The 23,288-nt window shown below is 47.1% G+C and carries 14 protein-coding genes, 1 tRNA gene and 1 pseudogene; 9 read left to right on the top strand and 7 right to left on the bottom strand.

All coding sequences use genetic code 11. From position 1 onward, the window contains the following. The coding region (locus CIK88_RS11680; RefSeq protein ID WP_144269594.1) for a transposase at positions 1-236 on the top strand (236 nt) is incomplete at its 5' end. Positions 237-324: 88 nt separating this feature from the next. Here CIK88_RS11680 and CIK88_RS11675 read toward each other — a convergent pair. After that, positions 325-397 (bottom strand) — tRNA-Pro (locus tag CIK88_RS11675). 118 nt (positions 398-515) lie between these two features. Here CIK88_RS11675 and CIK88_RS11670 point away from each other — a divergent pair. Then, complete coding sequence (locus CIK88_RS11670; protein ID WP_094436629.1) at positions 516-1,769, top strand: 3-phosphoshikimate 1-carboxyvinyltransferase; 1,254 nt, start codon at positions 516-518, stop codon at positions 1,767-1,769. A 19-nt stretch (positions 1,770-1,788) separates the two neighbouring features. Next, positions 1,789-4,992 (top strand): tetratricopeptide repeat protein, encoded by a 3,204-nt coding sequence (locus tag CIK88_RS11665; protein WP_254046896.1) that lies wholly within the window; start codon positions 1,789-1,791, stop codon positions 4,990-4,992. Positions 4,993-6,331: 1,339 nt separating this feature from the next. Here CIK88_RS11665 and CIK88_RS11655 read toward each other — a convergent pair. From CIK88_RS11655 to CIK88_RS11640, 4 genes are all read right to left on the bottom strand, one after another. Further along, a complete protein-coding gene (locus CIK88_RS11655; protein WP_094436625.1) occupies positions 6,332-9,475 on the bottom strand; it encodes a glycoside hydrolase family 2 TIM barrel-domain containing protein in 3,144 nt (1,047 codons plus the stop codon). 23 nt (positions 9,476-9,498) lie between these two features. Beyond that, positions 9,499-10,368 (bottom strand): chitobiase/beta-hexosaminidase C-terminal domain-containing protein, encoded by an 870-nt coding sequence (locus tag CIK88_RS11650; RefSeq protein ID WP_158214681.1) that lies wholly within the window; start codon positions 10,366-10,368, stop codon positions 9,499-9,501. Positions 10,369-10,399: 31 nt separating this feature from the next. After that, entirely contained in the window at positions 10,400-12,391 is a 1,992-nt protein-coding gene (locus tag CIK88_RS11645; RefSeq protein WP_094436621.1) for a glucosamine-6-phosphate deaminase, read from the bottom strand. 139 nt (positions 12,392-12,530) lie between these two features. Then, on the bottom strand, positions 12,531-13,499 hold the full coding sequence (locus tag CIK88_RS11640; RefSeq protein ID WP_094436619.1) for an ROK family protein: 969 nt from the start codon (positions 13,497-13,499) through the stop codon (positions 12,531-12,533). Between the two features lie 810 nt (positions 13,500-14,309). Here CIK88_RS11640 and CIK88_RS11635 point away from each other — a divergent pair. From CIK88_RS11635 to CIK88_RS12835, 5 genes and pseudogenes are all read left to right on the top strand, one after another. Further along, the gene (locus CIK88_RS11635) at positions 14,310-15,413 is read left to right on the top strand and encodes an ROK family protein (RefSeq protein ID WP_094436617.1); all 1,104 of its coding nucleotides are present in this window, start codon (positions 14,310-14,312) and stop codon (positions 15,411-15,413) included. A 22-nt stretch (positions 15,414-15,435) separates the two neighbouring features. Beyond that, positions 15,436-15,744, top strand: a pseudogene (locus tag CIK88_RS11630) (alpha-L-fucosidase); the annotation flags it as partial. Positions 15,745-15,918: 174 nt separating this feature from the next. After that, entirely contained in the window at positions 15,919-17,463 is a 1,545-nt protein-coding gene (locus CIK88_RS11625) for a bifunctional response regulator/alkaline phosphatase family protein (RefSeq protein ID WP_094436615.1), read from the top strand. A 19-nt stretch (positions 17,464-17,482) separates the two neighbouring features. Continuing rightward, positions 17,483-17,893, top strand: a complete 411-nt coding sequence (gene tsaE / locus CIK88_RS11620) for a tRNA (adenosine(37)-N6)-threonylcarbamoyltransferase complex ATPase subunit type 1 TsaE (protein ID WP_094391261.1) — start codon at positions 17,483-17,485, stop codon at positions 17,891-17,893. A 106-nt stretch (positions 17,894-17,999) separates the two neighbouring features. Beyond that, positions 18,000-18,365 (top strand): hypothetical protein, encoded by a 366-nt coding sequence (locus CIK88_RS12835; RefSeq protein ID WP_371591591.1) that lies wholly within the window; start codon positions 18,000-18,002, stop codon positions 18,363-18,365. Here CIK88_RS12835 and trxA read toward each other — a convergent pair. Both trxA and dnaE read right to left on the bottom strand, forming a co-directional pair. Further along, positions 18,331-18,645, bottom strand: a complete 315-nt coding sequence (gene trxA / locus CIK88_RS11610) for a thioredoxin (protein ID WP_094391263.1) — start codon at positions 18,643-18,645, stop codon at positions 18,331-18,333. The genes CIK88_RS12835 and trxA overlap by 35 nt on opposite strands. Before the next feature lie 80 nt (positions 18,646-18,725). Beyond that, a complete protein-coding gene (dnaE, locus tag CIK88_RS11605; RefSeq protein WP_094391264.1) occupies positions 18,726-22,451 on the bottom strand; it encodes a DNA polymerase III subunit alpha in 3,726 nt (1,241 codons plus the stop codon). Between the two features lie 142 nt (positions 22,452-22,593). Here dnaE and CIK88_RS11600 point away from each other — a divergent pair, with 142 nt between their 5' ends. Then, the gene (locus CIK88_RS11600) at positions 22,594-23,283 is read left to right on the top strand and encodes a phosphatidylserine decarboxylase family protein (RefSeq protein WP_094391265.1); all 690 of its coding nucleotides are present in this window, start codon (positions 22,594-22,596) and stop codon (positions 23,281-23,283) included. Positions 23,284-23,288 lie beyond the last annotated feature (5 nt).

The raw sequence follows: 23,288 nt of genomic DNA, 5'->3' as shown, positions 1-23,288 counted from the left end.
TGGCCAAATGGTACAACAAGGTCGAAGAGGCTGGATTCCATTCCTTCAACGTTATTGCGGCTACGTTCTACGAGCACTATGATGACATACTCAACTTCTACAATAACAGGTCGTCTAACGCAGCAGCAGAGTCTTTCAACGCCAAAGTCAAGTCCTTCAGGGCAGCACTAAGGGGAATTAGGGATGAGAAATTCTTTCTCTACAGACTTTCCATGATATACGCTTACCCACACTAATTATCTACTGAACCGTTGAGGGAGCTTTGAATAATGGCGGAAAACAAAAAAGAGCCGCATCCCATAAGAGATACAGCTCTTGTCTTAGTCGGGATTACTGGACTCGAACCAGCGACCTCGCGCCCCCCAGACGTGTGCGCTACCAACTGCGCTAAATCCCGATAAGCGAGTGCAAAGGTACAGCTATAATTTGTAATATCCAAATTTTTGTTTCACTTTTTTTGTATTTATCCCCAAAAACACTACCTTTGTATCTCTAAACAAACCTAATTATAATATATGCAATACGAAATAACAGCTCCAAAGGAATTAAAACATACAGCAATCCTACCTGCATCGAAGAGTATTTCCAACCGTGCGCTCGTTATTCATGCGCTGGCTGGAGGCTTTATCTTACCCGAAAACCTATCGGATTGTGACGATACCGAAGTGATAATTTCCGCTTTGCGCGATAATCCTTATGAGATCAATATCAAGGCTGCAGGTACTGCCATGCGCTTCATGACAGCCCTGCTTTCGGTGAAAGAAGGCGAGGAACATGTGCTGACTGGTACTGAACGCATGAAACATCGCCCTATTCATGTGCTTGTTGATGCGCTGCGCTACCTTGGTGCTGACATCACCTATGTGGGAGAAGAAGGCTTTCCGCCTCTGCTTATCAAGGGTCGCCGCCTTGATGGCGGTCTGCTCGAAGTGCCAGGCAATATCAGTTCACAGTTTATTTCCGCCCTGTTGATGATAGGTCCGACCTTGCAACAAGGACTGACGCTCCGCTTGAAAGGTGATATTATCTCACGACCCTATATCGATATGACCCTATGGACCATGCGCGAGTTTGGTGCCGATGCCGAATGGTCAGACTATGAGACTATTACGGTGAAGTCCCAACCATACCATGATCGTGCCTACCGTATTGAGAATGATTGGAGCGGCGCATCCTATTGGTATGAGATGATGGCTCTGGCAACTGGCGATGACGACGAGGTGATCCTCAACGGACTGATGGATGCCTCCAAACAAGGCGATTCCTCGGTGCGATATATCTTCAGCTTGCTCGGTGTGAAAACACAGTTTGCCACAACCGAACAGGACATTCCCACCAAGGTGACCCTTCGCCATTCAGGCCGTTGCGTACCCCGTTTGGAATACGACTTTGTCAATTCGCCCGATTTGACCCAGACCTTTGTGGTCACTTGCGCTTTGCTTGGCGTGCCCTTCCATTTCCGTGGACTTGCCACCCTTAAGATTAAGGAGACCGACCGCATATCGGCATTGAAGACAGAAATGCGCAAATTGGGATTTGTCATCTATGATATCAACGACAGCGAACTCGTATGGGACGGTGAACGTTGCGAGCCAGACTATGCCGACGGTATCGATACCTACGAAGACCATCGCATGGCGTTGGCCTTTGCACCTGCCGCATTGCGTTTCCCCAGTCTGCGTATCAACCATCCAGAGGTGGTTACCAAGTCGTATCCCCACTATTGGGACGACCTTCGCCATTGTGGTTTCCAAATCCAACAACGATAATTCTTAATCGCTATATGCTATGAGCTTTCTCCTCTTCGCCCTCATTGCCATCGGAGCCCTCGGCCTTTTGGCGGCCTTGCTGTCTATTGGCGACAGCGATAGCCCCGTGGTACATGGCGATCACGACTGCGCTTCCTGCACAAGCCACGATGACGGTTCGTGTAAGATAGCCTGTATGATGGAGGAGTCTCGTCGGCGAAAAGAGGAAAAAGCACGTGTTGCTGCATCTGCTGATACCGATGGAGATGATGGCGATGACGGCAATTGCGTGCCCGATGTTCATAGCGACGAGTCAGACGAGAATACAGATGACGCGTCAGACGATAGGCCTTCGGCCACAGATCGTCTGCCACTTACTCCCATCATACTGCTGCTCGCCATACTCGTTGCCGCCTCGTGTTCTACACAGCGAAATAACAGTCAGACACGAATGTGGCATGCGTTCAATGCTCGCTACAATACCTATTTCAATGCATCGCAAGCCTTTATCGAAGGATGCGACGAACAGGAACGCGGCAATCGAGACGACTATACCCAGTTGTTGCCAATCTATGCGGTGGGCAACAAGCAGAGCCGTAGTATCGGAACAAGTCATTTTGACCGTACGATAGAGAAGTCGGAGAAAGCTATTCGCCGTCATAGCATCAAGCGGCGCCCCGAATGGAACAAGCAACGACGCAAGACTAAAGCCGATATAGAGTGGCTCAATCGCCATGAATACAATCCGTTTCTCTGGCGTGCTTGGCTTCTTTTGGGCAAAGCACAGTTTCATGAAGGAAATTTTGAAGAGTCTGCTGCCACCTTTGGTTATATGGCACGGCTATACAAAACGCAACCTATCATCCTTGCCCGTGCTCGGGCATGGCAAGCCAAATGCTATGCGGAGATGGGATGGCGCTACGAAACCGAAGATCTCATCACCAATCAGCGCCGCGACAGCATACCCCGTCAGGCTGTGGCAGATTGGGATTTTACCCTTGCCAACCATTATCTTCGCACCGGACAATATGCCGATGCCACGCGTTATCTCATGCGTTGCATACGTCATGAGCGTCGCCGCCAACGCAAAGCCCGTCTCTGGTATATTGTGGGACAGATCGAACAACATCAAGGTCATTCCCAACAGGCATTCGAGGCTTATCGCCATGTGGTTCGTCTGCAACCGCCTTACGAATTGGAGTTTAATGCACGCATCTCACAAACCGAGGTGATGGCCTCTGCCGATGCTAAGGGTATGATACGTAAGTTGCAACGAATGGCTGCGTCAGACAATAATAAAGACTATCTCGACCAAATCCATTATGCCATCGGCAATATTCGTTTAGCCCAGCGCGATACGTTGCAAGCCATTGCATCATACGAAGAAGGTGCCCGTCGATCTACCAGAAATGGCACCGAGAAGGGAGCTTTACTCCTCCAATTGGCGCAACTCTATTGGCAGCGTGAAGCCTATGCCGATGCACGCCGATGCTATAGTGAGGCTGTGGGACTTATCGATACCGCCCTTCCATACTATAAGGAAGTGAATCGCAGGTCGGAAATTCTCGATCAGTTGGTTCCCCTGACCGATGCTGTCCATCTGGAAGACTCGTTGCAACGCTTGGTTGCCATGCCTGAAGCAGATCGCCTCAAGGTGATAGACCGCCATATAGCGGAATTGAAAAATGCCGAACGAGAGGCCAAACGCGCACAGCAGGATGCAGAAATGCAAAGTCAATGGGAGACGCCAAACGCCCAAAATAATGGTATGTCGGCTGTCGGTAATGATACAAAAGCCTCCACTTGGTATTTCTACAATCCGCAACTTGTCAGTCAAGGTCGCATTCGTTTTGAACAACTTTGGGGCAAACGCCCCAACGAAGACGATTGGCAACGCAGTAATCGTTCCGTCGTACCATCGTTGAATGGTGAGGCTGACCATGAAACAGAGGTTGATGCCGATTCCGCAAAAACGACAGCTTCTGCAACAGAAACCGAGAGCAATACCACCCAGCTCAATCCTTTTACTCGCGAATACCATTTGGCACAACTGCCTTTCACCGCCGAACAAAAAGCTGAAAGCGATCGCAAGATGCGCGAAGCACTATTGCCTGCTGCGGTCATCATGAAAGATAAGGTGGAAAATCTCGCCTTGGCTCGTCGCATGTTTACCTATCTTGTAGATCGATGGCCCACCGATTCACTCAACGATTTGGCATGGTATCATCTCTATCTGATGAATGCACGTGAGGGACGGATGGCTGATGCCGATTCTGCTCTTGCGCGATTACAATGTCAGTATCCACAAAGCGAGTGGACCCAACTGCTCTCCAATCCTTATTATGCCGACAACCAGCGTTTCGGTCAACATTTAGAAGATTCGCTCTATGCTGCTACTTATGAGGCTTTCTGTCAGGAACGTTACCAAGAAGTGGCAGCCAATGTGCAACTCTCTGCCCAGCGTTTCCCCCATGGTGCCCATCGTTCCAAGTTCTTGTTCGTAGAAGCTTTGAGCCTGCTTAACGAGGGTAGGATAGATAAGTCGGCGCAACAACTGAAACAAGTAGTAGAGGACTATCCTGATAGCGAGGTCGGCCCAATGGCTGGTCACATTCTCCGTGGACTTCAGCAGGGCCGCCGACCACAGGGCACCATGCGCCCCAAGGACGATATCTGGCGACAACATGCCTTGGCAGAATCTTCAGACAGTATGGTCGTTGATACGCTCAGCCTTCGTCGCGATGTGCGTTTTGCTTTTGTTTTAGCCTTCCATCCCGATAGTGTGAACCAAAACCAACTGCTCTATGAATTGGCACGTTATAACTTCACTTCCTATCTGGTGCGCAATTTCGAGATTGCTGTCAATAGTGAGGATCCCATTCATCGACTCACCGTTAGCGGTTTCCGTTCCTACGATGAGGCTTTGCAGTATGCCCGCCATCTTTATGATGCCCCACAGATGACCGTTCGGTTGAAGGGATGTCGTCGCATCATCATTAGTGAAGACAACTTGCCGTTGCTCGGCACACAGTATAGTTACGACGACTACGACCGTTTCTTCCAAGAAACGCTTGCTCCCGTCAAGACCGATTCCCATCCGTTGCTCAACAGTCCCGAAACTATCGTTGAGCAGTCTGCCGACCGTGAAACCGATGATGATGCCGATGAAGATCAGCTTCCCATGCCGTCCTCTTCTTCCGACCAACCCATCGTCATCGATTTCGACGATGACTTCTATCGGTAGGGAGGAACGATATAATCTCCAGTTTTAGTCTGTAGTTTATAGCGCTCCAATCCTGTAATTTGCTCAATAATATCGTATCCATCCCTTTGCTACGATGTAGGCAAGGATCATCGCAATGCAGTATAGTGCCGATATATACCATGATTTCTTTTCTTTAATATCGCTCATAAGATACATGCAGAACACGATGAAAAATAGGGCGGACACTATATTGAGCGTATAGATGAATACTTTATAGTCTATAATGTGGTATGTTACCAATACCCCTAAGAGCATCCAACATATAAAGAAAGACGACCATACCGCCCGTTTTGATAAATGATTTATTTTCATATTATAATCTATTTGTTTGTGATGTGGCAAAATTATAAATGTTCTTAGACTCAGACAAGAAATTAATATAAATTAACCTAAGCGTTGTTGCATTTGCTATTTATGTTTAAAGTGCATAATAAATCTGTTGGTTCTCGTGCATTCCTCTCACGCGCATGCGCACGCGATGTTGCAAAAAATCGACCACTCGACCACCGGTGTGGTATAAAATGTTGAGGCACAATGCATTTCGACGGGTGGTCGATGGTGTTGTATTGGCGATTTCGACCACCCATCGACCACCAACAATTATTTGTTGACAGCATTCCAAAACTACAAACCCGATAGAAACCGATGCATGAAATGAAGTTGTTGACGCTTGATAACACCCCTTCCCAATATCATAAAATACTTGCTCCCAATATTTGATAATACCCTTTTCCAATAGTTGACAACACTTGTTTCTAACGTTGAAAAGGCTCTTGTCTAACGTTTGACAACACTCTTATCAAACGTTGGATAATACCTTTATCAAACGTTGGATAATACTTTTATCAAACGTTGGATAATACTTTTATCAAACGTTGGATAATACTTTTGTCAGCGGTTTGAAAAAACCTGAAAATAATATTCGTTTACAACGTGTGGACGTGTGCCTCACGATTGTTGGGTGTTTGAAAGATGCTTGAAAGGTGCTTGGTAAACCCGAATGTGAATCGTTGAATGTGACAATAACGCTTTGTAATACAGATAATTGCCAAAATGAGATATTCGGAGCTATATACTCTTATGGAAACAGAAATGATAGTGTGTCACCTTCGGCGTATTGTACCGGAAATTTATTAGTTTTATTGTCAAATAGCAACAAGGCAAATCATGATTCGGAAGAAATAGGATACGTAGATAGATAACAATGGAAAAAGAAGAACCGCTTGACTGGTCCTCAGCGGATGGGTCAAGCGGTTTTACCCTAAAAATAAACCTAAAATTCCAATACTAATGTTCTGTTTTATGCCAAATGTGTTTCCTATTTAGCTTTTATTTTAAAGGTAAATTCACGGTCTGCATAGTGGAGACGATATTTCTCCATTGGTTTTGCTCCCCAACTGTCAATGCATCCCAAACCATATTGGCGTTGCTGGATGTGAAGCTGAACAAGTCCTTTTTCTACCAAGTCGCCACTATGTTGTCCCCAAGCATGCTCTTTCTTGATGCCAGAATCCAAATCTTCTACCAGGTATGGAATGGCGCTGCACTCCATGGGGGCGTTGCCTTCGAAGGTCAGTCCCTTGCCAGTAGCGGGATTGAAGATAGAGAAATAGCGGATATCGGTATGGTTACCGCTCTCTTGTGGACGAACGTATGGATAATACTCATCCTTCACGTTAGCCTCATATTTGCCGATAAAGGCTGAAGAGTGGCGGTCGATATAGTTTTTTTTGGGACCTCTTCCGTAGTATTCCAACTTAGAGAATGTTTCGGGCATCTGTAACTGCATACCATATCTGAACAGATCGGCTACCTTAGCCTCCTTGTCGGTGGTCATCTTCTCGGTGACAATCACCTCGCCGGCGGTATTGATGCGATAGGTAAGCATCAGCTGTGCCTTCACTTCAGGCATGTCAAACTGGGCGGTAAGCACCACGTTGTCGGTGCCGACAGACTTGTTGAATGAGGTCAACTTCATCTGTGGATTTCTCCAAACGCGCAACTCTTTCTGCAAAGATGCGCCAAAGTCGTTGTCGGTAGGTGCACGCCAGAACTCAGGCTTCATGCTTTCGCGGAACTTCAGCATGGGTTCGCCATCCACATCGAGATAGTCAATCATACCTGTAGCCTTGCCAACTGTGACAGTCATTCTGTTGGCAGTCACCTTCACATAGGCGTTGGTTTCTTCCACCTCAATGTTGCTTGCAGCTTGCATCTTGCCGTTTTTGGCAGGTGCTTCGGCCATTTCAGGAGCCTCCAGCTTGTCGAACTGATACTCGCTGACAATGAATTGCTGGCGTGAAGTCACTTGGCCTTTATCAACCAGAGCTTCTGTACCGTCGCTGGCAAATGCGAAGTTGACGGTGATTTCCTCTTTGGCATGTTTCGATTCAGCCTCGCCAATAGCATATTTCAAAGCGTCGCTCTTGATCAATTTGGTGGTCTGAGGAGCGATACCCTTTGCCTCTGGAATCTCAACAACGGTGAGCTTCTGACCGTTGGCATAGACGGTGGCAGTCAGATTCTGGTTATCGGTGGTCTTGAAGAAATTCTCATTATACACCTTGAATGCACCGTTTACAGCATCGAAATCGTTAATCCAGATGTTCTGATGATAATACTGAATCTCATAAGCGTGAGGATTCAAACGACGGTCGGGAGCAATGATGCCATTGCAGTTGAAGTTGTAGTCGCTGGCAGGATAGCGACCGTAGTCGCCACCATAGGTGAAGATTTCCTTACCGGTGATGGGGCTCTTGTCGCGCAGACCCTGATCTACAAAGTCCCAGATGTAACCACCTTGGTATTTTGGATACTTGCGGATGAGATCCCAATACTCCTTGAAACCTCCCTCTGAGTTACCCATGGCATGGGCATATTCACACTGGATGAAGGGCTTTGTGCCATCGCTTTGGCAATACTTCTCGCTTCCTTTATAGTCAACATACATAGAACAATGGATGTCAGTCTTGCTGTCGTATCCGCCACGATCATACTGTACGGGGCGTGTGGTATCTTGTGCCTTCACCCAATCATAGGTTTTTTCAAAGTTGATACCATAGCCACCCTCATTACCCAAGCTCCATACGATGATAGAAGGATGGTTGATGAAGCTTTTCACATTGCCTTCGTTGCGCTCAATGTGGGGCAGGAGGTATTCTGGGAATTTAGCAAGCGACTTCTCGCCGTAACCCATACCGTGTGTTTCGAGATTTGCCTCGGCAGTGATATACAATCCGTATTCATCGCAAAGGTCGTACCAACGTGGGTCGTCTGGGTAGTGGCAGGTGCGAACAGCATTGATGTTCAGTCGCTTCATAATCTTGATGTCCTGAATCATGCGCTCTACGCTAACCAGATAACCACCGTCTGGATCTACTTCATGACGGTTGGCACCCTTGATGAGGATAGGCTGTCCGTTGATCAGCAATTGTGCATTCTTGATTTCCACGTTGCGGAAACCGATCTTCTGTGGAATCACTTCCAATATGCCCTGCTTGTTTTTCAGCGTAATAAATGCTTTGTAGAGGTTGGGAGTCTCGGCAGTCCATGCCTTTACGTTAGGCACTTTGATCGTACCCTGCGCTCCAGAGGCCTCGGCAATCTGTTTGCCATCCTTGTCAAACAAGGCAATCGCAACATCGGTCTTACCGCCCTTCAGCGAAACGTTATAGTTCAACACACCGTCGCGATAGTTGTTTTCCAGTCCAGCATCCAAGCGGATGTCGGCAGCATGCAGTTTGGGACGTGCATAGAGATAAACTTCGCGTGCGATACCTGTAAAGCGCCAGAAGTCTTGGTCCTCGAAATAGGAACCGTCACACCAGCGCATCACCTGCATGGCAATCAGGTTTTTGCCAGGTTTGAGATATTTGGAGATGTTGAATTCAGCAGCAACCTTGCTGTCTTCGCTATAGCCTACATACTTACCGTTGACCCAAAGAGTCAGGTTGCTTGTAGCAGAACCTACGTGGAAATATACGTCTTTGTCTTTCCAATCCGTGGGAAGGTCGAATGTGCGACGGTAAGAACCGGTATAGTTGTTGGTCTCGCTGATATAAGGAGGATTGGGGTCAAACTGAGTTGCCCACGCATAGCCCACGTTTTTATAGGTGGCATCACCGTAACCGTTCAGTTCGAAAAGTCCGGGAACGGGAAAGTCTTTCCACTTTGAATCGTCATAGTTGACTGCAAAGAAATTTGCGGGACGCTTGTTGTGGTTCTTTACAAAATTGAATTTCCACATGCCCTCCATCGAAAGATAGTTGGCAGACTCCTTTTTGTCAAAGCCTTGAGCCTTGTCCTGCGACTCGTATGCAAAGAAAGATGCACGACGCGGTTCGCGGTTTTGCTGATTGATGTCCACATTTTGCCAGCGTGACTCATTCTGAGCCCATAGGCCAGTACTTACAGAAAGCATGGCGAGGCAAATCGATACTTTTACAATTCTTCTGAAATTCATAGATCTATAATTATTGTTTTAAATTATCTGAATAGTTGAGAGCCACCAACAGCGGTAAACTCCTTTTCGTTGTCTTTACGCATTTCAATAGTGGTACTGCTCCACCATGAAGGCCATCCTCCAATGATATTTGCCAAGAAGACAACCTTGATGGGGTGTAACCCTTTGGCCAATGCCACAGAGCTGTCGTTCATCGTACTTGCCTTTACGTTGCCTTCGTTGTTGACGACGAGCTTGTTGTCAATCCATACTTGTTCCAGACGCGACGAGAGGTAATACACTCCGTCCTCAGGAATGTTGATGTAACCTTCGGCAATAGCAGCGTAATTGTTAGCTCCGCGCAGCGTAGCACCATCATCTTTACGTTGGATTTTAATCTGTTCCAGATTGCTGATGATGGATTTTTCCCATTCTGCATCAGTCCAGTTCAAGTCATCAACCTTTAGGAAATTACCCTTCGCACGACTCATCTGCAATCCAGATTTTACACCATCAATCTTAATGGCAGGTGCATAGGTCTGCTTTTCAACATTGACTGTTCTGGTGCGGCTCATCTTGCCGGAAGGCAAAACCGTTGCAATCTTGATGATGGTATTGTCGCTTACCTTGATGGGCGAGGTGTAGATGGTTGACGATGGAGTAGGAGTGGTACCGTCAAGCGTATATACCATCTTGATAGGACGTGAGGTGGTGAAGGTCACCGTAGTGTCTTTAGTGATGACGACCTTGTCGCAAGAACCCCATGGCTGTTCGGGCAATGGGATATGATAGCGCACGCGATGTTCGTCAAGACGTATGCTATTGACATCGCCAGCGCATGCTGGAGTGGTGTTACCACCCAGCATTATAGCGCAAACTGCCAACGAACAAAATATCTGATGAATCTTTTTCATGTTCATGAATAGTATTGTTAGTTGTTTTATCTTATAGCGGTTTGTATTCTACGAAGGCTTCCATAGCCTCATAGCAAGCCAGTCCTAAATGGTCATAGAGCTTTGCGGTAGCGCGGTTGCGGTCTTCGGCTCTCTGCCAGAACAGGCGTTCATCGTTGCCTAAGAATGGTGCACTCTCCATTTGGGATTGGTGCTTGAGAATAGAGTTGCGCTTTGCTCTCAATTCCTCTGGACTAAGTGGAACGCACATCTCGATATTCTCTATTTCCCATTCTGCCCATGCGCCACGGTACATCCAGATACGGCAGTCTTTCAACCACTCAGCACCTGCTTCCTTCTCAAGATCAATGGCTGCGAGTACCGCATCGGTACATTTCTTGTGTGTGCCATGAGGATCGGCAAGGTCGCCTGCTACATAAATCTGATGAGGCTTTACCTTCTGCAATAGTGCTCTTACGATTTCTACGTCCTTTTCAGTCATAGGCAACTTCTCTATCTTACCGCTTTCGTAGAAAGGCAAATCAAGGAAGTGTACGTGGTCGAGGGGTATTTGATTGTAGGTGCATGCGGTACGAGCTTCACCGCGACGTATCAATCCCTTGATGGTCAGCACGTCTTTAGTGTCGAAGTCACTTTCTTTCTTGTTGGCAAAGAACGACTTGATTTCTTTGTATTTGGTAGAGATGACACTATCCTTAGAGTCGGTGAAGAGCTGGTTGAAGCCGTTGATGAAGTGCATGAATCGTGTAACTTCCTCGTCGCCAACAGCAATATTTCCCGAAGTTTCGTAGGCCACGTGTACGTCGTGATTCTGTTGTACCAATCGACGAATGGTGCCGCCCATAGAAATCACGTCGTCATCGGGATGTGGGGAGAATACGATGACGCGCTTGGGGTATGGGGTAGAGCGCTCTGGACGATAGGTGTCGTCGGCATTGGGCTTACCGCCGGGCCAGCCTGTGATAGTATGCTGCAGGTCGTTGAAAATCTTGATATTGGCGTTATAGGCTGAACCGTATAGGGCCAAGAGCTCGCTCAATCCGTTCTCGTTATAGTCTTTATTGGTCAGTTTCAATATGGGTTTGCCGATTTTCTGGCAGAGCCAAACCAAGGCAGAACGGATCATCTTGTCTGTCCATTGGCAAGATGTGACCAGCCAGGGGTGTACGATGCGGGTAAGTTGGCATGCTGCGCCTAAGTCAAGAACAACATGAGCATCTGGGTGAGTCTGTAGAAATGACGCAGGAAGTGTGTCGGTGAAAGAGTTTTCCACTACTTTCTGCATGATCTCTGCCTTTTCCTCACCCCAAGCGGTAAGATATACGGTCTTGGCAGAAAGCAGGGTGGCAATACCCATGGTGAGTGAGCAGGGAGGGATGGTCTCCTTGGTTTTCTCACTTGCTTCCATTTCCTTACGTGAGATGTTGCCTATCAGAATGATGCGGGTCATCGACTGGATGCTTGATCCTGGTTCGTTGGCTGCAATGTTTCCTGAACGGCCAATGCCGATAAGGGCAATGTCTAAACCACCGAACGACTTGATGCGCTGTTCGTAAAGGCGGCAGCAATCCTGTACGCTCTCTTGCGCTACAAAACCGTCGAGCGTGAAGATGTTTTGTTCTTCAATATCTATATGGTCGAGGAAATGCTCCTTCAACTGGTTGATGCTGCGGATAGAGCTGTTCTTCTGGAGCGGATAGTATTCATAGGCGTTGAATACGACTACATTGCGGAAACTCAGTCTCTTTGTCTGATAACGGCGGATAAGTTCTTCATAGACTGCGATGAGCGACGAACCTGTGCCCAATGCCATTACATAAAACTTTCCTTCATGTTGTGCTGCTTTGATGCCGGCTTCGATTCCGTCGGCAACATGACTGGCACCTTCTGCCATAGAGGCAAAGATGTCGGTATGAATCTTCTCCATTCTGGAGATTTCGGAGTATTCTACGGTAGTCTTTGGCTTGTAGAATTCAACTGGAACTTTGTTAAGTACGATCTGTGAACTAAGATTGAGTCTCATAGTCAATATCAATTTTAAATAGGATGTCTTTTTAGTCTTTATACTCTCGTCACAGTTTTGCTAAACATGTTTAGTTCAATTCATGGCTTGAGGATAACTTTCTGTTGTTGTTATATATCTGATGAGGTCTGTTAATTGTTTATTTTAAGTCCCATGCTATGGCTGAGGCACCCAAAATGGCGGCTTTAGCACCATCAAGACCGCTCATCAAGAATCTGGCCTTACCTTTATATAATGAAAGGACATTTTCGTTATACGCTTCTTCTATCGGACGGAGCAACAGTTCGCCTGCCTGGGCAAGACCGCCGAAGAAGATGAATGCTTCGGGACTTAGGAATGTTGCGATATTGGCGCATGCGATACCGATTCTTCTTCCTGTCTGTTTGAATACTTCTTGAGCCATGGCATCTCCTGCCATTGCTGCTTTATATACTTCGTATGATGTGAGCTTGTCGGTGGCAATATCTCTCAGAGAGGTGGCTTCTGGCGATTCTTCCAACATGGCTATTGCTGTGCGTACTACTCCCGTTGCAGAACAATAGGTTTCAAGGCAACCTTTTCTGCCGCAGCCGCAGGGTCTTCCGTCTGGCTCAACAATCATGTGGCCCAACTCTCCGGCAAATCCGTCGAATCCGTAGATGAGTTGACCGTTGGCCACAATTCCTGAACCTACGCCTGTGCCTAATGTCAGTTCTACAAAGTTGTTCATGCCAACGGCCACTCCATATTTCATCTCGCCCATGGCTGCTGCCTTGGCGTCGTTGGTCACTACAACGGGGATTCCTAATTCGTTGACAAACATATTGGCTAATGGCACAATACCTTTGGCCCAAACCAGATTTGCTGCGTGTTCTATAGTGCCTTTGTAATAGTTACCGCATGGAGCACCAATGCCCATGGCACGGATCTTTTCCATACCACCGACTTGTTCGGCTATCTGTTTGATAGCTTTTACAGATTCCATGATATACTGATCTACACTTGGGTAAGCTTGTGTCTTGATAGAAGTAGTGGCTATAATCTCGCCTTTGCTATCGACGACACCAAACACGGAATTGGTTCCTCCCAAATCCAAGCCTATCACTAAAGATTTTGCGCCGTATTCCATAATTCAATTGCCTTATTGTTTTTGCTTGAGTAATACCGTTGATGGGTGCTAAATACTCGTTTATAAACAAATTTATTAACAGTTATAAAACAACTAAAATATTTTATTTTGCAAAGTTACAAGTTTTATCATATAATGCAAGCGTTTTATGGTTAATATTTCTAAAACGTATCATTTTTTTTCTGAGATGAGGTCTTAATGGCTTGAAATCGTTGTGTTTTTGCTTGTGCTGGGCCTGTTTGTAGTGGCTTGTGGATAGTGGATGTTAGATTGGGCGTTTGTGGTTTTAGTCATTTGCATGTGAAAATTTGGTTTGTTTTTCACAAGTGTATTGATTTTCTTTATCTTCGGGATGGTTTCGGGATGTCTTCGGGTTGTGGTTGGTTGTGCGTGAGAGGTGTTTTTGTGTAAATCCAAAGTAAGTCCCAACTGCCTCCCAAGTAAGTCTGATTTATTAGCAGAAGGTTATGGGAGTATGCTGGGAGAAATTGTTGGTGTGTAACGTATGATGCGTTTGCTGGTGTAAAAACAAGGCTGTGCTTCTTTGCTTGTATTCTATATATAATTAAGGTGTAGGGTGAATTGTTGCTGAAAAGTTTAGATGAAAACAGATAATATTTATCGGTTTAATATTTATTAACCACAAAATGATAGTTATGAATATTAAAAAAGACTATCTTTGCAAATAAAAAATATTATTTATATTTTGTGATATAATTAAAAAATATTAAAAATATAAATAAGAAATCCTCAGTTCAAGGGCGTATATTGGAGAAATTTGTCTCGCAAGGTGCCTTTACAATACCTGAGATGTCGAAGGCGGTCGGAGTAAGTCTTCCTACTACTACATGCGCCATCAACGAACTCATGAAGGCAGGGCTTGTAAGAGAGGCAGGGAAGAAAGATAACTCTGCCGGACGCATACCAATGGTCTATGACCTCATGCCGGCAGCTGGCTATTTCGTGGGAGTGAATCCAGAAATGGACTGTTTGGCTCTTGCTGCAAGCGATTTCTGCGGCAATCTGATAACAGAAAAGATAAGAGTTCCTTATACATACGAAAATACTCCAGAGAATCTGGAGCAAATGGCTAAGATTATCAACGATTTCATTGCTACACTTCCTTACGCTAAAGAAGAAATCCTCCAAATTTGCGTGAATATCGCAGAGCGTGTGAATCCTTTTGAGGGAAATGCCTATAACATGTTTACCTTCCTTGAGGAGTCGCTGACCAGTAAACTCACCAAACTCATTCAGATTCCCGTCTGCATCGAAAACGACACAAGAAGCATGACATTTGCTGAGTTTATCAAGGGACGAAGCAAAGGACTGAAGAATGTCATTTTTGCCAACGTATGTTGGGGCTTAGCCATCGGCATTATTATTGACGGCAAACTCTACTACGGAAAGTCGGGATATTCTGGCGAATTTGGACACATGACAGCCTATAATAATAACATCATCTGCCATTGCGGAAAGATCGGTTGCATAGAAACAGCAGTTTCAGGAAGGGCACTTAAGAGAAAACTGACAGAGAAAATCTTGAATGGAAAGACGTCAATCCTCTCTGATAAGGTGCTCAACAAGAAAGAGGAACTCACCCTGCAAGACCTTCTCGACGCTATCGCCAAAGAAGATGTGCTCAGTCTTGCTTCATTGCAGACAAATGCTGACGAACTCGGCAAACAGTTGGCTGGCGTCATCAACATCTTCAATCCAGAAATGTTGGTCATCGGTGGAGAAATGTCAGTAACAGGCGATTACCTCACACTTCCGGTAAGGATGGGCATTAAGAAATTCTCGCTCAACATCATGAACGAGGATTCGCAGATAGTGACCTCAAGCCTCAAAGGACTTGCCGGCATTACAGGAGCCTGCCTCATGGCAAGATACAGGCTGTTGAATAAACTATAATAAATAAAATATCAATAACTTAAAACAACCAACTTATGCCTTCATCCACTTCGGCCTCAATACATTCAACGATAAGGAATGGGGATATGGCAATACTGATGTGAAGACATTCAATCCCAAAAAGTTGGATTGTGAACAGTGGGCAAAGACCTTGGTTGCCGCAGGTATGAAGGGCGTAATTATTACCGCCAAGCACCATGATGGTTTCTGTCTTTGGCCAACACATGCCACCGACTATTGTATCCGCAATACTCCATACAAAAACGGAGAAGGCGATATCGTTGGAGAACTATCCAAGGCATGCGAAAAATACGGACTGAAATTCGGAGTTTCCTCAGCAAATTCATTGAATTTACTTTTCTATCTGCTATTTTAATCAGTGATAGCTGACGTTTTGGGGCAGTCCATGTGCGGTCGATGACCAAGGCAGATGGCATTTATCAGTAGCGAAAGCAGGTTTTTTCAGAAAAAAACACTAATTTTGCACACATATTGATAATAAGCAATGACCAACGGACGAATACTTTGGGCTGACGATGAGATGGAACTGCTCCGTCCTCATCTGCTCTTTCTGGAAAGAAAGGGCTACGATGTCGTGACCGCTACCAACGGTACCGACGCCGTAGAACTCTGTCAGCAACAGCAGTTCGATGTGATTCTGCTCGATGAAATGATGCCCGGTATTACCGGACTGCAAGCGCTCGAACGGATCAAACTGATACAACCCACGGTGCCCGTAGTCATGGTGACGAAGAGCGAAGAAGAGAATATCATGAACGAAGCGGTGGGCCGCAATATTGCCGACTACCTCATCAAACCCGTCAACCCCAATCAGATTCTGCTCTCGCTCAAAAAACTTATCCATCGTAAAGAACTGGTGGCAGAAACCACGCAAACTGCCTATCAGCAGCATTTTCAGCAAATATCCATGCAAATGATGGATTGTTGCTGTTGGAACGATTGGGCTGCGCTCTACCGACAACTCGTAGATTGGGAACTCAAGCTCGTTTCGGCTGATCCTGCACTGGCAGACATGCTCCGCATGCAGAAGGCAGAAGCCAATCTCGGATTTGCCAAATTCGTGAAGCGCAACTATGCCGATTGGATGCAACACCACGATTTCACGATGAACCACGACGTCATGCAACACCACATATTGCCTATGCTCAAACAGGGTGAGAGAGTTTTTCTCGTGGTGTTCGACAATTTCCGCTACGACCAGTGGAAGGCTATCGAAACCGAACTGACCGATTACGACATCACCGAACAACTGTGTTGCAGCATTCTGCCCACTGCCACGCAATATGCTCGCAATGCCCTCTTTGCAGGAATGATGCCCAGCGAAATCAAGCAACGCTATCCCGATTGGTGGACTGAAGAAGATGCCGAAGAGAGCAAAAACCTCAATGAGCCACACCTCATACAAGCTTTCCTCGACCGCGTGCGTCGTCGCGATACCTTCTCCTATCATAAGATCAACACCACCGATGAAGCCGAACAACTCTTGGCAGAAGCCGACGAACTCTTGCAACGCAACAGCCTCAATGTTGTGGTGGTCAATTTCATCGATATGTTGTCGCATGCCCGAACCGAATCAAAGATGGTGCGCGAACTCGCTCACGATGAGGCTGCCTACCGTTCGCTGACGCTCTCTTGGTTTCGCCACTCCGCCATCAGCCAGTTGCTCCATCGGTTGTCACAGACAGACTGTCGCGTTGTGCTGACCACCGACCACGGCAGCATTCGCACCGATACACCGGTGAAAATCATTGGCGATCGCAATACCAACACCAATCTGCGCTATAAGTTGGGACGCAACCTCGCTTGTGAAAGCCGCGATGTGTTTACCGTCAAAGATCCTAAGAGCGTCTTTCTGCCCTCGCCAAATATAAGCACCAGTTATGTGTTTGCCACGGGCAACACCTTCCTGGCCTATCCCAACAACTACAACTACTATGTTGCCTACTATCGCAACACGTTCCAGCACGGCGGCATCTCTATGGAAGAGATGATCATCCCACTGGTCACACTGAAAGGAAAAAACAGATAACAGATAAAACAATAAAGATATGGAAATCACTATCAACGGTCTCGACACCATACGAAGCGCCGCACGACAGTTTATCGAGAATATCGGTAGCTCGCGTGTCTTTGCCTTCTATGGCAAGATGGGTGCAGGAAAAACCACATTTGTCAAAGCACTTTGTGAAGAACTGGGGTGTGACGATGTCATCACTTCGCCCACCTTTGCCATCGTCAACGAATATACTGACGGCGAACAACAACCTGTATATCACTTCGATTTCTATCGCATTAAGAAACTCGAAGAGGTCTATGACATGGGATACGAAGAGTATTTCTACTCAGGGGCACTTTGTCTGATAGAGTGGCCCGAACTCATTGAAGACGTATTGCCCGATGATACCGTCCGCGTCACCATCGAAGAACAAGCCGACGGTAGTCGTCTGCTGACGTTCTGATCCGTCTCAACCATATCATAACAGGAGGCAATCACCGACTTCAGGTCGTGATTGCCTCCTGTTCTTGGTATGGCGGTAGCAGAACCGAGAGTGGCTCCTACAGGTTTTGTTCCTGCCAGTCGAAATCGGCTTGCACCACAAAGAACACGTCTTCTACCGGATAATCCTTCTCGTGGTACTCCTTGGCATGCTTGGCCACATAGTCTGCCACATCCTGAAGGTCTATCTCTACTTCCGCATCGGTACACTCCAGCATACCGCTGTCGTAGTAATACTCCACGATGAGATCCATCATAGTACGGATATCATCGGTGGTGTATCGGTCTTGAAGTTCGCTGGACAAGGTGTGGAGAATATATTCCGCCTCACGGGCATCGTTCTCTTCGTCCATGAGAAGCTCTTCTTCAATGCTTGTCATTGTTGTCAGGGTATTGGTACTACAGCAGATTTTCAATCTTCTCCTGCAACTTAGTCTTGGATTGGGCACCTACCAACTTGTCAACAACCTGTCCGCCTTTGATGAACAGCAGGGTGGGGATGTTGCGAATGCCCAGTTCGGCGGCAATATCTTCACACTCCTCAATATCACACTTAGCCACATTGACGCGACCTTCATATTCTTTTGCCAACTCTTCTACTATAGGAGCTATCATGCGGCAGGGACCACACCATGTGGCCCAGAAATCTACTACAAGGGGCAGATCGCTGTTTTTCAGCTCTGCAAAGTTTTCGTTTGTGACATTCAATTCCATAATTGTAAGTTTGTTAATTAATACTATAGGTATTTATACACTCATGGGTTAAAAGGCAAACATCGTGCCATTTTCCCCGTTTAGTTAATCTTATACGACAGGGCAGACGATTGCTCTATATAGTTGAGCAATGCGGGTTTCACATCAATAGCGGTCGATTGGCTGCGCAACAGTATGCGGCGGCGCTTGCTCTGATCCACAAATTGGAAGAACAGCTGAGTCTTGCCAGGACTCTCGTGAGCCAGTTCGCCTAGTTCGGTCACTATCTGTGAGTCGAGTTGCGATACGTCGATAGAGATGGTGATGCGCTCAATGGCTTTGTCCTTGACACTCTGCATGTATTCTACTGAGGAGACGCGCAGGTCTTTAGGGCCGTTGTCATCTTTATTGCCATACTGAGAGTAGCGCGAAACCACCTTGCCGGTCACATAGACCGTGGCTCCCACTTCAAACATGCCGCGCATCTGTCCCCAGCTTTCGCCGAATAGTGCAAGACGCCCTGAACCTTCAAAATCCTCGATGGTGACAAAGCCGCAGGGGTCACCGCGCTTGGTAAACTTCTGTTCCACATTGGTGACAATACCGCCCAGCACCACTGTTTCGCGGTCTGCCAATGCATTGATGTCTGCCAGTTCGGCACATTTGGTGTTGCAAAGTGCGTCAATTACCACTTTATATTCATCGAGCGGATGGGCAGAAAGATAGATGCCCACCAGATCGCGCTCCTTGTTTAGTCGCATAATGTTGCTCCACTGTTCGCCTTTGGGAATGGGCGGTGTGGCTATCTCCACAGCGTTTTCACCACCAAAGAGTGAGTTGCGCGCCTCTTGCTGCTCGGCCTGATACATCTGTCCGTAGCGCACAAGGGTGTCGAGAAACGATTCGCCCTTGTTGTTCTTTGCGAAGAAATTTTCGCGCGGAATACGGAAACCGTCGAAGCCACCGCTCAGCGCAAGACTTTCTATCGTCTTGCGGTTGACAGCGCTGAGGCTTACACGCTGCACAAAGTCGAAGATGTCCTTGTAAAGACCGTTTTTCTCGCGCTCGGTAATGATGGCTATGGCGGCAGGGTCGCCCACGCCTTTAATGGCTGCGAGACCGAAACGTATCTCTCCTTTCTTGTTCACACCAAACTTCTGATAGCTCTCGTTCACATCGGGACCCAGTGTTGCAATGCCCATGGCCTTACATTCATCCATCAGTTTGGTGATTTCTGTAATCTGATCGCGACGTCGGCTCATGATGGCTGCCATAAACTCGGCAGGGTAGTTGGCTTTCATATAGGCTGTCTGGAATGCCACCCATGAGTAACATGCCGCATGTGACTTGTTGAACGCATAGGATGCAAACTTCTCCCAGTCTGCCCATATCTTCTCCAATACCTTAGGATCGTGTCCGTTTTTCTTGCCGCCTTCGATGAATTTAGGCTTCATCGCATCAACGATGTCCTTTTTCTTCTTACCCATCGCCTTACGCAGCGCATCACTCTCACCACGGGTGAAGTCTGCCAACTGACGTGACAACAACATCACCTGCTCTTGATAAACGGTGATGCCGTAGGTGTCTTTCAGATATTTCTCCATGCAGGGAATATCGTAGGAGATTTCCTCTTTGCCGTTTTTACGCGCGATAAACGATGGGATATAGTCCATTGGCCCCGGTCGGTAGAGGGCGTTCATGGCGATAAGGTCTTCGAAAACGGTAGGGTGGAGCTCGCGAAGATACTTCTGCATACCTGCCGATTCAAACTGGAAGGTACCGATGGTGCGTCCTTGCTGATAGAGTTCGTAGGTCTTGGCATCGTCTATCGGGATGGTATCGAGATCCACTTCTATGCCACGGGTCTGCTTGATAATGGCACAGGCCTCCTTCAACTCCGACAGTGTCTTCAGTCCAAGGAAGTCCATCTTGATCAGTCCGGTCGATTCAATGACGTGACCATCGTATTGGGTGCAGTTGGTTTTCTCACCCTTGAAATCGGGGTCGTCGGCAGTAGATACCGGCACCCAGTCGCTGATGGGGTCTCGACAGATGATGAATCCGCAGGCATGGATACCCGTACCGCGCACCGTTCCCTCCAACATCTTCGCATATTTGATAGTGTTTGCCATCTTCGAATCGGTCGATACCTCGGCATCGCGCAGCTCCGGCACGCAGGCTATGGCATTGGTGAGGTTCATCTTTTTGCCATCGGGCAACTTGTCGGGAATGGCTTTACAGAGGGCATTGGCTTCGGCAAGGGGCAGCTTTTCCACGCGAGCCACGTCCTTCAGCGAGTTTTTGGTTGCCATCGACGCATAGGTAATAATATGCGCACAGTTCTCATGACCGTATTTATCTTCCACCCATTTCAGCACTTTACCACGTCCGTCATCGTCGAAGTCGGTATCGATATCAGGGAGTGAGATACGGTCGGGATTGAGGAAACGCTCAAACAGCAGGTCGTATTTCAACGGGTCAATCTTTGTAATTCCCAGACAGTAGGCTACCACAGAACCGGCAGCAGAGCCACGTCCGGGGCCTACCATTACACCGAGTTCATCGCGTGCAGAGTTGATGAAGTCTTGCACAATGAGGAAGTAGCCGGGGAAACCCATCGTCTTCATGATGTGCAGTTCAAACTTTACACGGTCGTGCACCTCGTCGGGGATAGGGTCGCCATAGCGGTTGCGGGCACCCTCATAGGCGAGTTTTGCCAGATAGTCGGCTTCATACTTGATACGGTATATTTTGTCGTAACCGCCAAGTTTCTTGATTTTCTTCTCTCCTTCCTCTGGCGAGAGAGGGTTTTCACCATTCTCGTCGGTGGTAAACTCGTCGTAGAGTTGTTGTTCGGTGTATTTCTGGCGCCATTCTTCTTCGGTACCAAACGATTCAGGGATGGGGAAGAAAGGCATGATAGGGTCGTGGTCGAGACTGTAGATCTCAACCTTATCGAGTATTTCGGTTGTGTTCGAGAGGGCTTCGGGAATGTCGGCAAACACCTCGTTCATCTCTTCGCGGGTCTTAAACCACTCCTGTTTGGAGTAGAGCATACGTGTAGGGTCGTCCAAATCCTTACCCGTAGAGAGGCAGAGCAAGTGGTCGTGGGCCTCGGCATTCTCTTGATCCACAAAGTGGGCATCGTTTGAACAGACGAGCTTGATGCCGTATTCGTGTGCCAGTTCTATCAATACCTTGTTGGCTTGTTGCTGCAAAGGGAAGGTTTCGCGGTTGGCACGCTGGTGGGGATCGCGCACTTCATGGCGCTGCAGTTCAAGATAATAGTCGTCGCCAAACACGCGGTGATACCATTCCAAAGCTTCGCGTGCACCAGCCATATCACCGTCAAGAATCTTTTTGGGCACTTCGCCGGCAATACATGCCGAGCAGATGATGAGTCCTTCGTGGTATTTCTCCAAGTCGGCACGGTCGGTACGAGGGCGCATATAGAATCCATCAACCCAGGAATTGCTCACCAGTTTGATCAGATTCTTATAACCTTTATAATTCTTAGCGAGCACAATGAGGTGGTAACCGCCCATGTCTTCCTTGCCTTGGCGATTCTCCTTGCTACCACGGCGAGCCACATACATCTCACATCCGAATATGGGCTTGAAAGGCTCGAGACCTTCCTTCTTACGTCCCTTGTTGACACCGCCCACATAATCGTGGAATTCCTTGATGCCAAACATGTCGCCGTGGTCGGTGATGGCCATGCCGCGCATGCCGTTCCCAACGGCTTTATCCACCAGTTTCTTAATGCTCGACTGACCGTCGAGAATAGAGTAATAGGTGTGGACGTGTAAATGTATGAAATCTTGCATATCTATTGTTTATTGTTTGATAAATGTGGTGTAAAGTTACGCCTAAAAGGTGAGAACTCCAAAAGAATGGAATAAAAAATTTGTGAAATAGATAAAAATAGCGTACCTTTGCAGATGGAATAAAACAATCGTACCACTACGTATGGGAAAAAGACTAAAGAAACTTAAGAAAATTAGAATACACCGTGAAGGTACAAGCGAATTGGCCATTAGCATGATACTTATCATTGTTTTGGCTATCGGATTGTGGTTTGCCTTCGATACGAAGATTCCTTTTTGGATTAGCATACTTGGTTTGGGCACGGCATGGATGCTGGCGCTCAATTTCTATCGCTGTCCTATCCGTTATTTCAATGGAGATACCCACAAGATGGTCGTGGCACCTGCCGATGGAAAGATCGTTGTAATTGAGGAAGTGGATGAGAATGTCTATTTCCACGATAAGCGTTTGCTCATCAGCATCTTTATGAGTCCGCTCAATGTGCATGCCAACTGGTTTCCCGTTGACGGTAAGGTGAAGTTTGTGAGTCATCACAATGGAAATTATCACAAGGCTTGGTTGCCCAAAGCCAGTGAGGAAAACGAGCATGCAGACATCATGATTACCACTCCAGAAGGTGAGGATGTGCTGGTCAGACAGATTGCCGGTGCTATGGCCCGTCGCATAGTTACCTATGCAAAGGCTGAAGAGGAATGTAACATCGACGAGCACTTAGGCTTCATCAAGCTCGGATCGCGTGTGGATGTCTATCTGCCAATAGGTACAGAGGTGCGTGTCCGCATGGATCAGCCTACCACTGGCGACCAAACCGTATTGGCGGTATTGAAGTAATACAG

The sequence above is a fragment of the Prevotella sp. P5-50 genome (genome assembly GCF_002251295.1).
Lineage (GTDB): Bacteria > Bacteroidota > Bacteroidia > Bacteroidales > Bacteroidaceae > Prevotella.
This window is presented reverse-complemented; position numbering and strand designations above follow the sequence as displayed.